This window comes from Achromobacter sp. 1014246743 (assembly GCF_059760725.1).
The window spans coordinates 42612-55651 of the sequence record NZ_JCBANA010000018.1; the positions used below are offsets into that span (position 1 = coordinate 42612).

The 13040-nt window shown below is 69.3% G+C and carries 6 protein-coding genes; 4 read left to right on the forward strand and 2 right to left on the reverse strand.

The annotated features are described in order from the left end of the window. Nucleotides 1-32 precede the first annotated feature (32 nt). Together AC6LJ2_RS09985 and AC6LJ2_RS09990 are read right to left on the reverse strand one after the other, a co-directional pair. Entirely contained in the window at nt 33-1736 is a 1704-nt protein-coding gene (locus AC6LJ2_RS09985; protein ID WP_498151279.1) for a hydantoinase B/oxoprolinase family protein, read from the reverse strand. Further along, on the reverse strand, nt 1733-3880 hold the full coding sequence (locus tag AC6LJ2_RS09990) for a hydantoinase/oxoprolinase family protein (RefSeq protein WP_498151280.1): 2148 nt from the start codon (nt 3878-3880) through the stop codon (nt 1733-1735). Before AC6LJ2_RS09990 ends, AC6LJ2_RS09985 begins: the two co-directional genes overlap by 4 nt. Nucleotides 3881-4078: 198 nt before the next feature. Here AC6LJ2_RS09990 and AC6LJ2_RS09995 point away from each other — a divergent pair, with 198 nt between their 5' ends. The 4 genes from AC6LJ2_RS09995 to dmeF all read left to right on the forward strand — a co-directional run bounded on the left by AC6LJ2_RS09995 (nt 4079) and on the right by dmeF (nt 13024). Continuing rightward, nucleotides 4079-5716 (forward strand): ABC transporter ATP-binding protein, encoded by a 1638-nt coding sequence (locus tag AC6LJ2_RS09995; protein WP_498151281.1) that lies wholly within the window; start codon nt 4079-4081, stop codon nt 5714-5716. Between the two features lie 360 nt (nt 5717-6076). Beyond that, the gene (locus AC6LJ2_RS10000) at nt 6077-11497 is read left to right on the forward strand and encodes an autotransporter domain-containing protein (RefSeq protein ID WP_498151302.1); all 5421 of its coding nucleotides are present in this window, start codon (nt 6077-6079) and stop codon (nt 11495-11497) included. Between the two features lie 118 nt (nt 11498-11615). Next, complete coding sequence (locus AC6LJ2_RS10005; protein ID WP_498151282.1) at nt 11616-11888, forward strand: metal/formaldehyde-sensitive transcriptional repressor; 273 nt, start codon at nt 11616-11618, stop codon at nt 11886-11888. A gap of 83 nt (nt 11889-11971) precedes the next feature. Continuing rightward, the gene (gene dmeF, locus AC6LJ2_RS10010) at nt 11972-13024 is read left to right on the forward strand and encodes a CDF family Co(II)/Ni(II) efflux transporter DmeF (RefSeq protein WP_498151283.1); all 1053 of its coding nucleotides are present in this window, start codon (nt 11972-11974) and stop codon (nt 13022-13024) included. Nucleotides 13025-13040 lie beyond the last annotated feature (16 nt).

The following is a 13040-nucleotide window of genomic DNA, read 5'->3' on the forward strand; positions in this document are numbered from 1 at the left end:
CGCACGGGCGCGACGGGCCGGGGTTCAAGGGATCAGGTGGGGGCGACGGGTCGGCCATAGGCGTCTTCGGCCTGCGCGGCGCTGACCAGGCCGTACTGCACGTCGCGTTGCAGGCGGGCGTCGGGGCGTTCGGCAGGATCGCCCAGCCCGCCGCCGCCGGGGGTGTGCACCACCAGGCGTTCGCCAGCCGGAATCAGCTGGCGGCCCTTGGCGCGCAGCACGGCGCCGGACGACAGCTCCAGCTTGCCGCCCGCGCCGGCCTGGCCGCCGAGCGCGCCGCGGGCCGGATGCACCACGCGGTCAAAGGCGGCGGCGATGATCATGCCGGCCTGCGGATCGGCGTGGCGCACCACGATAGTCTGGCCCAGGCCGCCGCGTACCGTGCCCGGGCCGCCGGAATCCTGGCGGTATTCCTTTTGCTCGAACACCAGCGGGTTGGCGCTTTCCAGGATTTCAAGCGACACGTTGCGCACGCCGCTGGGGTAGGAGGTGACCGACAGGCCATCCTTGCCGGGCCGCGCGCCGGTGCCGCCGGTAGAAAAGCTGGTGGCATTGAAACGCCGGCCGGCCAAGAGGCTTTGTTGTTCTGCCTGCGTGGCGCCGGCCAGCGGCTCGCCGCCCACCAGGTGCAGGTTCCACAGCGACGAGGCGCCTTCGGCGGGCACCTGGTCGGCGCGGGCCTGGCGCAGGGCGCCGAAGACCACGTCGGGCAGCATCTGCCCGATGATGTGGCGGGCGGTGACCGCGGCGGGAAAGCGCGCGTTCAGGATGGAGCCTTCGGGCGCGGACACCTCCACCAGCGACAGCGAGCCGGCGTTGTTGGGCACGTCGGCGCCGATCAGGCAGCGGATGCCGAACGAGGTGTAGGCGTCGGTGTAGGCCTTGACCACGTTGATGCCGCGCGTGACGCTGGGCGAGGTGCCGTCGAAGTCCACCAGGATCTTGCCGGCCTGCACGGTGACGCTGGCCTCCAGCGTGATGGGCGCGTCGTAGCCGTCGATCACCAGCGTGTTGTGCCAGGTGCCCTGGGGCCATTGCGCGATCGCCTCGCGCATCGCCCTGGCCGATTGCTCGATGATGTAGCCGCCCAGCGCGTCCAGGTCGGCCAGCCGGAATTCCGTCAGCAGCGACTTCAGGCGTCGTCCGCCGATATCGTTGCAGGCCACCAGCGCATACAGGTCGCCTTCGACCTGTTCGGGTTCGCGCACGTTGGCGCGGATGATGGCCAGCACGCCGGGGTCGACCTGGTGCTGGTGGAAGAACCGCAGGATCGGCAGGAACAGGCCTTCGTGATAGACCTCCAGCCCGTCGGCGCTGCTGCCGATGCCGCCGATGTCGATCACGTGCAGGGTCGAGGCAAACAGCGCCACCAGCGCGCCGTCGTGGAACACCGGCGACACCATGGTCATGTCGAACAGGTGGCCGGTGCCTTTCCAGGGGTCGTTGGTCAGCAGCACGTCGCCGTCTTTCAGCGTGTCGGGCGGGAACACTTTCAGGAAGTGCTTGACCGACTCGGCCATGGCGTTGACGTGGCCCGGCGTGCCGGTGACGGCCTGGGCGATCATCCGCCCATCCGGCAGGAAGACGCCGGCGGACAGGTCACCCGCTTCGCGCGTGGCGGTGCCGAAGGCCGAGCGGATCAGGACCTGGGCCTGTTCTTCCACCACCGACAAGAGGCGGTTCCAGGCCAGCTGGAAGCGGATGCGTTCCTGGGGCGTGTGTTGTTGCGTACTCATGCTGCGTGTTCCTTTCCGGCGCGCGGCGCGGAGGCCGCCTGGATGTCGTCCAGCACCAGCGAGCCGAGCCGGCTGCGCCGCGCCTCGAAGCCCGAGGGCACAAAGGTGGTGGTCTCGTCTTCGACGACCAGCGCGGGGCCGCTCAGCTTCTGCTGCGCGTCCAGCGCCTGGCGCTCATAGGTGGGCACGTCGGCCCAGCGGTTCTGCTCGAAGTCGTACAGCGCGCGCGTGCCGGACGAGCGCGCCGCGGTGGCCGGGCCGCTGGCGATGTGGTCGCGCGGCCGCTCGCGGCGCGCGCCGGCCTGGGCGGCGACCGACCAGCTGACGGTTTCGGGCGCCACGTGCGGCAGGCTGCGGCCATAGAGCTGTGCATAGCGTTCGGCGAACGCGACGTCCAGCTGGCGGCTGGCGGCGGCATCGAAGGGACCGTCCGGCAGGTCGACGGGGATCTCGTGGCCCTGGCCGCTGTAGCGCATGAACACCACGCGCTTGTGGGTGAGCGGCGCATCGGGCGCGGCGCGGCGCACGACGGTGTCCACCCCCGCGGTCAGTTCGTCCAGCAGGCGCTGCACGGCAGCGTGGTCGATCGTGGCCAGGCGTTGATGAAAGCTGCGCACCGCCTGGTAGGCAATGGGCGCCCACAGGAAGCCCACCGCCGAGCCCACGCCGGCCGATTCCGGGATGATGACGCGGCCGATGCCCAGCTTGCGCGCCAGCCGCGCGGCATGCAGGGGCGCCGCGCCGCCAAAGGCGATCAACGTGTGTTCCTCGGCGGCCTTGCCCAGTTCCGATGCGTGTACGCGTGCGGCGTTGGCCATGTTCTCGGTCACCACGTCGATGATGGCCTGCGCGGCCTGCGGGCCGTCCAGGCCGGCGGCCGCGGCCAGGTGGGTCTCGATGGCGTGGCGTGCGCGTTCGGGCTGCAGGCTGACCTTGCCCACGGCGAAGCGGTCGGGGGTGACGGTGCCGATCAAGGCGTGCGCATCGGTCACCGTCGGCAGTTCGCCGCCGTTGCCGTAGGCGGCCGGGCCGGGCGACGAGCCGGCGCTGTCGGGGCCGACCTGCACCACGCCCAGGTGGTTGACGCGCGCGATCGAGCCGCCGCCCGCGCCGATCTCGACCATCTCGATGACCGGGATGCGGATAGGCAGGCCGGAGCCCTTCAGGTGGCGGTGCACGCGGCCGAATTCGAAGCTGCGGCTCACCTGTGGTTCAAAGTCGTCGATGTAGCAGATCTTGGCGGTGGTGCCGCCCATGTCGAACGACAGCGCGCGGGCGGCGCCGGTCTGCTCGGCGATGTGCTGCGCCAGGATCGCGCCGCCGGCCGGGCCGGATTCCACCAGGCGCACGGGTTCGTCCACGCCAGTCTGCAAGGTGGCGATCGAGCCGCCGGACGTCATCAGGAACGGCTCGCCGCGCAGGCCGCGTTGGCGCGCGGCCTCGTTCAGGCGACGCAGGTAGCCGGACACCTGGGGCTGCACATAGGCATTGGCGCTGACGGTGGACAGGCGCGGGTATTCGCGGATTTCGGCGCACACGTCGGACGACAGCGACACCCACAGCTGCGGAGCATGTTCGCGCAGCAGCTCGCGGATGCGGCGTTCGTGGTCGGGGTAGGCGTAGCTGTGCAGCAGGCAGACGGCCACGCTTTCGACGCCGGCTCGGGTCAGCTCGCCGGCCAGCGCCACCACCTGGGCTTCGTCCAGCGGCGTCAGCACCTGGCCGTGGGCGTCCACGCGTTCGGTGATGCCATGGCGCCAGGGGCGCGGCACCAGCGGTTCGGGCTTGTCCAGGAAGATGTCGTACTGCGCAAAGCGGTCTTCCAGGCCGATTTCGACCAGGTCGCGAAAGCCGGCCGTCGTCAGCAGCGCGGTGCGCGCGCCCTTGCGTTCGATCAGCGCGTTGGTGGCCAGGGTGGTGCCCAGGATCAGCAGGCTGACCTGCGGCCAGGCCAGCCCGGCCTGGTCCAGCAGCGCTTCGATGCCTTGCAGCACGGCGGTTTCGGGCGTGTCGGGCGTGGTCAGCAGCTTGGTGGACCAGCGGCGGGGTTCTTGTTCAAGGACGATGTCGGTAAACGTGCCGCCGACGTCGACGGCAACGCGAACCGGCGCCGTCGAGGCGGTCTCGGAAGGGGATAGGGACATGGGGGCGGAAAGAGAGAATGCGAAGAGGAAACGCGGGGCGCCGGGGCGCCGGGTATGCAAAACACTGATCCTAAGCAGTTGAGGCGGCGACCAGAAGGACGTTTTCCGCATGTCGATATGCGGATTCCGAGCGGTGATTTGCTTATCGCCGAACGGTCGTTAGGCGTGCGCCCGCAGCGTCTTACCATCGGCGGTCTCATGACCGAATTGCTCCGCATCCAGAACCTCACCGTCGACCTGCCGGCGGGCGCCGACCGCCCGCACGCGCTGCACGACCTGTCCCTGTCGGTGAACGCCGGCGAAATCGTCTGCGTGGTCGGCGAAAGCGGATCCGGCAAGTCGCTGACCGCGGGCGCCATCCTGGGCCTGTTGCCGCAGGGCGTGCGCGCCAGCGGCGGCCAGGTGCTGTGGCAAGGGCAGGACCTGCTGCGCCTGCCTCCTGACGCGCTGCGGCGCCTGCGCGGCCATCGCATCGGCATGATCTTCCAGGAACCGATGACGGCGCTGAACCCCTTGCGCACCATCGGCGACCAGATTGCCGAAGTGTTCCGCACCCATACCCGCCTGGCGGGTGGCGAGATCCGCCGTCGCACGCTGGAACTGCTGGAATCCGTGCGCCTGCCGGATCCGGCGCATGCGCTGGGCGCCTACCCGCACGAACTGTCTGGCGGCCAGCGCCAGCGCGCCATGATCGCCATGGCGCTGGCCCTGGAGCCCGCGCTGCTGATCGCCGATGAGCCGACCACCGCGCTGGACGTCACCACGCAGGCGCAGATCCTGCACCTGATTCACGACTTGCAGCGGCGTCGCGGCACCGCGGTGCTGTTCATCACGCACGACTTTGGCGTGGTGGCGGAAATTGCCGACCGCGTTGCCGTCATGCAGCGCGGCGTGTTGGTGGAAAGCGGTGCGGCCGACGAGGTGCTCGAACGCCCGCGCCATCCCTACACCCGCGCACTGATCGCCGCCGTGCCGCCGCTGGCACCCGTCGCCAGCCGGCAAGCCGTGGCGGCGGATGCACCCAATATCCTGACCACCCAGGCGTTGTCCAAGACCTATCGCAAGCGCGGCTGGTTCGGCCAGCCGGGCCGCGTCACGCAGGCACTGGACGACGTGACGCTGGCGCTGCGCGAAGGCAGCACGCTGGGCATCGTCGGTGAAAGCGGTTCGGGCAAGTCGACCCTGGCGCGCACCCTGCTGGGTTTGCTGGCGCCCGATGCCGGCGCCATCACGCTGGCCGGCGACACCGTGACGTTCAAAGGCAGCCGCGCCCGGCGCGAGCACGCGCGGCGCGTGCAGATGGTGTTCCAGGACCCCTACGGTTCCTTGAACCCGCGCCAGCGCGTGGGCGAGATCGTGGCGCGCGGCCCCATCGTGCATGGCATGGCGCGGCGCGAGGCCTGGGCGCAGGCGCGCGAATTGTTCGAATTGGTGGGCCTGTCGCCGGACGCCCTGCGCCGCTATCCGCACGAGTTTTCCGGCGGCCAGCGCCAGCGTGTCGGGCTGGCCCGGGCGCTGGCGATGCGGCCGCGGGTGCTGATCGCCGACGAACCGGTATCGGCGCTGGATGTGTCGGTGCAGGCCCAGGTGCTGGCCCTGTTGGCCCGCCTGCGCGAACAACTGGGCCTGTCCATCGTCTTCATCACCCACGACCTGCGCGTGGCCGCGCAGGTCTGCGACCACATCGCCGTCATGAAGAACGGCCAGGTGGTCGAACAAGGGCCCTGCGCGGAGGTCTTCGCGGCCCCCGCGCATCCCTACACCCGCGCGCTGCTGGCCGCGGTACCGGGCCGCCGCTGGGACCCGGACGCGGCGGCGGCGCGGCAGGCCGCCTGACCCCCCCGGCGGGGTGGCGGGCACACCCCTGCCGATACAGAGATAGCCATGTCGGCCGATGCCGCGCGCCAGCGCGCCATCGGCCGAGGGCTTTTTGCGGCAGGGAACCGATTCGGCTTGCATGTTACTCACCGGTAGGATTGGTGACGCGATCACCCCGGCATCCGCCTGCAGTGGCATGCCCGGGGGGGGCGTTAGCCCTGTTTGCAAGCCAAATTGTAAAAAATAATTGCAAGGCGTTATAGTCACGCCCCTGGCGCAAGCCGATGGCGCTATCGCCGTCGCCGCCCATTGTCATTTCGCGTCGCGAACGCCCCAGCATCGATTGCCGCACCCCAGGAGGATCAGGCCTTGAATCACGTGTACCGCTTGGTATGGAACCGCGCTATGCGCATGTGGCAGCCCGTGTCGGAACTGGCGGCCCAGCCGCGCGGGGGCGCGGCGCCAGCGGCGGTGTACGCACCGGTGCGGTGGCGCTTGCACGCGGTCGCCGCGGCCCTGGGCCTGGGTCTGGCAGGTTGGGGGCCTGCGTCCCTGGCGGCGTGCTCCACGGCGGGTCTGACGGTAACGTGCACCACGTCGGCCAATCCCTTGATGCCTTATTACTCCAACGCGGTCAACAACTTGAGCGTGTCACTGAGCGAAAGCGGCTCGGTAGGCGTCCTGCTGGGCACGGGCGGCACGGCCATGCTATTGCAAGGCAGCAATCTGTCCGTGACCAACCTCGGCAAGATCGACGCGCACGTGTTGGGCGACGGCCTGTCCGCCCTGTCGTCGGGCCTGGTGCTCGGCCTGCCCGAAGCGTCGACGCCCGGGTTCAGCATCTATAACGTACGCAACGAAGCCTCCGGATTGATCCGGGGTTCGGGCACCGACAGCTACTCGGCGCAAATGGCCGACCTGACGGGCATGGCGCTGGCCGTCCACAACGGCGAGGGCGGCCAGACCATCGTCACCAACAACGGCACCATCTCCGCCAAGGTCCTCGCCAACGGCACCCGGGCCGGCGCGGATATCGCGGCCGTGGCGATCTACGGCGGCGGCGTGGCCAACTTCACCAACGGCGCCACCGGGACCGTCACCGGCCGCGTTGCCTTCGAAGCGGCCACGGGCTCGAGCAATCGGTTCACCAACGCCGGCATCATCAACGGCAGCGTGTCGATGGGCGCGAACAGCAACAACCTCTTTGTGGCGGAGTCCGGCTCGTCGATCGGCGCCCCTGGCCTGAGCGGCGCGACGATTCCCATCACGGTCGCCGCGGTGCCGGGGCTGACGTTCGCGGCGCCCGGTACCGTGGATGGCGGCGCGGGCGGCTCCAACTCGCTGAGGTTCGCCGATACCGCCAACCGCGGCCTGACGACCTCTGTCACCGCCGGCACCTACGTGAATTTCAACAGCCTGACCGTGACCGGCGGCACGTGGAGCCTGTCGGGCGGTGCGCTGCTGCCCGCGGGCAGCACGATTGCGCTCAATGGCGGCACGGTGCTGGTCGACAACAGCGGCGGCCTGGGCACCGGCCAGATCTCGGCGGCCGGCGGGGGCGTCGGCGCGTCGAGCGCGGGCGTGTCGGTGGGCAATACCTTCGTGCTCGGGGCTGGCGGGCTGACGGCGGGCGGCAACCAGGACTTCACGCTGTCGGGCCTGTTGACCGGCAGTGGCCGCCTGACGGTGGCGAGCACCGGTGTGGTCACGCTGACCGGCTCGAACGACTACGCTGGCGGGACGACGGTCATGTCGGGCGCCACGCTGAAGGGGGATGCCAACAGCCTGAGAGGTTCGTTCGTCAATAACGGCACGGTCGTCTTTTCCAGCGCGGCCAATGGCACCTATGCGGGCATGATGTCCGGCACGGGCGACCTGTCCAAACAAGGGAGCGGCACGCTGTCGATTGCCGCCACGCTCAATCACCAGGGCAACACCGCCATCGAGGCCGGCGTCCTGCGGGTCGCGCCGGGCGGTTCGCTGGCCGGATCGTCGCGCGTGACGTTGAACGCGGGGGCGGTGCTGGATATCTCGAGCGGCTCCGGCCAGACCGTCAACGGCCTGGCCGGCTCGGGAGGCGTGGTGTCGTTGGGCGCCAATACGTTGACGCTGCAGAACACGAGCGCGGCGGTCTTTGGCGGCATGATCGACGGCACGGGCGGCTTGATCAAGACCGGACTGCTGAAGCAGACCCTCACCGGCATCAATACCTTCACGGGCGGCGTCGAGATCCAGTCCGGCATACTGGCGCTGAGCGGGATGGGCAGCCTGGCGGCCGTGTCCCCAGTGACGGTGGGGGCCCAGGGCCTGCTCGACCTTTCGGCGGCCTCGAATGTCAGTTTCGGCAAGCTGGACGGCGCCGTCGGCAGCGTGGTGACCCTTGGGGCCGACACACTGACGCTTGGCGCCGGCGCCTACGACGGCATGATTACCGGCATTGGCGGCTTGACCAAGAATACGGCCGCCGCCCTGACCCTGAACGGCGTCAATATCTATTCCGGCCCGACCCAGGTGAACGGCGGCACCCTGTGGGTGGGGGGCGCATCTGCCAATGCCGGCGCCATCCTGCAAAGCGCGGTCACCGTGGCCAGCGGTGCGTCGATCGGCGGCTTCGGCCAGGTGCTCGGCAACGTCACCGTGCAGTCCGGCGGCCGCCTGACGCCGGGGGCGCCTGGCGGCACCTTCACCATCAATGGCAATCTGACGCTGGCATCGGGCAGCCAGATGGATTATTCCTTCGGCGCGCCGGGCACTTCCGGCGCGGCCGGCGCGGGCCACAGTGTGCAGGTCAATGGTGACCTGACCCTGAACGGCGCCCAGCTCAATGCCAACGACGCGGGCGGCTTCGGCGTCGGGGTGTATCGCCTGTTCGACTACGCCGGGGCGCTGACAATAGCCAACAACGGTATCACCGGCTTGCCGGCCGGGCAGACCGTGCAGTACCTGGGTTCCGCCAAGCAGGTCAACCTGATCAATTCAGGCAACCTGATGCTCAACATCTGGAACGCCGACAGGCAGGCCACGCCCTCGCAGTTCGGTGGCGGGTCCGGCACCTGGTCCCGCACCAGCGCCAACTGGACGGACGCCACGGCCGCCTTGACCTCGGCGTTCTCGCCCTCGAACGGTTTTGCCATCTTCGGCGGCGCACCGGGCACGGTCACGGTGGATGCGGCGCAGGGCGATGTCGACGCCAGCGGTGCGCAGTTCATCGCCGATGGCTACCGCCTGAACGGCGACGCGCTCAACCTGGTGGCGCCGTCTGCCGGTGCATTGAGCGAGGTGCGCGTGGGCGACGGCAGCGCGCCGTCGGCGGGCTGGACCACGACATTGGACAACACCATCGCCGGCAATGGCCTGAACAAGACGGGCGCGGGCACGCTGGTGCTCAACGGCGCCAACAGCTACGCCCAGACGCGCTTGTCCGCGGGCACGCTGTCGGTGTCGTCCGATGCCAACCTGGGCACGGCCCTGGGCGGCCTGGACTTCCAGGGCGGCACGCTGCGCGTCACCGGCACGGCCTTCCAGAACACGGCCCGCGCGATCTCGCTGGGCACGGCGGGCGGCGGGCTGGACATTGCCGACGTCGCCAACACCTTCACGGTGTCGCAATCGCTGTCGGGCAACGGCGGCCTGACCAAGCTGGGCGCGGGCACGCTGGTGCTGACCGGCGCCAACACCTACCTGGGCTCCACCACCGTGGCCGCGGGCAAGCTGCAGGTGGGCGATGGCGCCACGTCGGGCAGCATCGCCGGCAACGCCGACGTCCAGGCCGGCGGCACGCTGGCCTTCAAGCGCAGCGATCGCGTGGTCTACGACGGCGCCATTTCGGGCTCGGGCAACCTGCGCCAGGAAGGCACCGGCACGCTGGTGCTGACGGGCAACAGCACGTTCACCGGCATCACCACCATCGCCTCGGGTTCGCTGCAGGTCGGCGACGGCGCCAACAGCGGCACGCTGGGCGGCACCGTCATCAACAACGGCAGCCTGACCTTCAACCGCGCGACCGATTCGACGTTCGCGGGGGCATTCGCCGGCACGGGCTCGGTCTTCAAGGTGGGCGCCGGCACGCTGGCCCTGACGGGCGACAGCAGCGCGTTCACCGGCACGACGCTGATGTCGACGGGCGGGCTGCAGGTCGACGGCAAGCTCGGCGGCACGGTGATCACGACCGCGCAGGACAACACGGTGTCGGGCACCGGCACGCTGAACCATCTGATGCTGGGCGGGGGCGCCACCTTGGCGCCGGGCAATGCCGCCACGCCGTTTGGCACGTTGAACGTACAGGGCAACCTGAGCATGCAGCCGGGCTCGTCGCTGCGCGTGGCCGCGACGGCCGATGGCCAGCACAGCGCCGTTCATGTCGGCGGCATCGCCAGCCTGGCCGGCTCGGTGCTGCACGTGGGCCAGAACGGCTCCTATGCGCCGTCCACGACCTATACGATCCTGACCGCGGGCGCGGGCGTGCAAGGCCGCTTTGGCGATGTGTCCAGCAACCTGGCCTTCCTGACGCCGTCGCTGGCGTATGGCGCGAACCAGGTGGACCTGTCGATGCAGCTCAAACAGGTGCCGGACACCGGCAACGGCGGCACGGGCGGCAACAACGGAAACGGCAATGGCGGCAATGGCGAGAGCGGCGGCGGCACGCGTCCGATCCAGTTCGCCGACGTTGCCGTCACCAGCAACCAGCGTTCGGTGGCGGATGCGCTGCAAAGCCTGCCTGCCAATAGCCCATTGCGCCTTCGCGTGTTGAACCTGTCCACCGGTGAGCCGCTCGATGTCTTCAACGCCCTGTCCGGCGAGGCCCACGCGACCAACGTGTCGGTGGCGCAGGGGGTGGCCAACACCTTCGTGCAGGTGCCGATGAACCGCCTGCGCGCCAACCTGGCGGCAGGCATGCTGCCTGGCGTGCCCACTGCCCAACTGGGCCTGGGCAACGCGGCCGCCTTGCCGCAATCGTCGGCGCAGCCGCTGTGGGCGCAGGTCTTTGGCAACTGGAGCTCGCTGAGCGGCAACGGCAACGCGGCCCGCACCACGCAGAGCGACAGCGGCGTGTCCGTGGGCGGCGATGTGGCCGTCGGCGGCGGCTGGCGCCTGGGCGGGGCCTTGGGCTTTGCCAACAGCCGCAGCCGCACCGGCGACCGCGCGTCCAGCTCGCAGGCCGACAGCTACAGCGTGACCGTCTATGGCGGCAAGGCGTTCGACGCCGGCAGCGCCAAGCTCAATCTGAGCCTGGGCGCGTCCTACACCTGGCACGACATGAAGACCCAGCGCTACGCGAACGCCGCCGGCCTGCCGCAGACGCTGAAGGCCGACTACGACGGCAACACCAGCCAGGTGTTCGGCGAGCTCGGCTACGCCATGCCGCTGACCGACCGCGTCACGCTGGAACCATTCGTGGGCGCCGGCTTCAGCAGCCTGCGCACGCAGGGCTTCACCGAGTCGGGCGGCGACGCCGCACTGCGCGGCGATGCCGGCCGCAACAACGTCACCACCACCACGCTCGGCCTGCACGCGCGCAGCGCCTTCGACAGCGCCGGCGCGCAGGGCCAGCTGTTCGGCACGCTGGGCTGGCGCCATGCCTTCGGCGACGTCGATCCGGCCAGCACGATGTCGTTCGTGCAGGGCGGCCAGTCCTTCACCACCAACGGCGTGCCGATCGCGCGCGATGCCGCGCTGGTCGAGCTGGGCGTGAACATGGCGGTCAGCAAGCGCACCACCGTGGGTGTGAGCTACGGCGGCCAGTTTGGCGAAGGCAACCAGCAGCACTCGGGCATGCTGGACGTGCGTTACCGGTTCTGATGGAAAATGGGGGCGGGCTCAGGCCCGCCCCAACGATGGCCGGCCATTGCCCTGGGAATTGCAGGTTTTTTGGGACTAGCATAATATAGTCCCCCATATTATATTGAACAGGTAGACCATGGCACACACCATCCGCCAGAAGGAAAAGCTGATTGCGCGCGTGCGCCGCATCCGGGGCCAGCTGGACGGCCTGGAGCGGGCGCTGGAGGCCGAAACGGCCTGCGGCGAAGTCCTGCGCCAACTGGCCTCCGCCCGCGGCGCGCTCAACGGCCTGACGGCCGAAGTCATGCAGGGGCACCTGGACGAGCACGTCGTTCATGCGGCGACCGAGGCAGAGCGCGAGCAGGGCGCGGCGGAAATGATGGACGTGATCCGGGCCTACCTGAAATAGCGGCTGCCGCTGACCTGGCAGCCGTCCCCACGCGCGGCGCGCCCGTTTTCCGGGCGGGGCGTCGCGGACACCAGGAGCCTCCCATGCATCCCTCCACCACTCACGATCACTTGTTCCTGGGCCAGGACCACCAACGCAACGAACGCCGAGTGTGGTTCGTAATTGCGCTGACTGCCGCCATGATGGTTGTCGAAATCATTGCTGGCAATCTTTACGGGTCGATGGCGCTGGTCGCCGACGGCTGGCATATGTCCACGCACGCGGGGGCAATGCTCATCACGGCGCTGGCCTACGGTTACGCGCGCCGGCAGGCCAGGAATCCGCGCTTCACGTTTGGCACCGGCAAGCTGGGCGACCTGGCGGGCTTTGCCAGCGCCGTGGTCCTGGCGCTGATTGCGCTGTTCATCGGCTGGGAAAGCGTGGTCCGGCTGGCCAATCCGGTGGATATCGACTTTGATCAAGCCATTGCCGTGGCAGCCGCGGGCCTGGCGGTGAACCTGGTGTCGGCGTGGCTGCTGCGTGGGTCGCATGGGGCGCATCATGGACATGGGCATGCCCATGCGCGGTCGCAGGCGCATTCGCATGATCATGGGCACGCCCATGATGACAAGCACGGCCATGCTCACGAGGATAACCACGCTCATGCCGACGTGCACGTCCACGACGAACATGATGCCCACAGCCAGGAAAACGCGCACGCCCACGCCAAATCCGGCCACGACAACAACTTCCGCGCCGCCTACGTCCACGTACTGGCCGACGCACTGACCTCGGTGCTCGCCATCGGTGCGCTGCTGGCCGGGCGCAGTTACGGCTGGCAATGGGCCGACCCGGCGATGGGCGTGGTCGGCGCCGTGGTGATCGCGCGCTGGTCGTGGTCGTTGATCCGGGACGCGGGCAATGTGCTGCTGGACGCGCCGGTCGAAGGCGGTGAAATTCGCCGGCAGATCGACCAGGCGTTACGGGCGGGTGATTGCCAGATCGCCGACCTGCACGTATGGCAGGTCGGGCCGGGCCATTTCGCGGCGATCGTGTCGCTGGCGGTGCGCCAGCCTCGCGACAGCGCGTACTACAAGGCTCGGCTGGCGCATATCACCGGGCTGTCGCACCTGACGGTCGAAACCCAGGCGGTCTGACGCGAACCCCCAGACT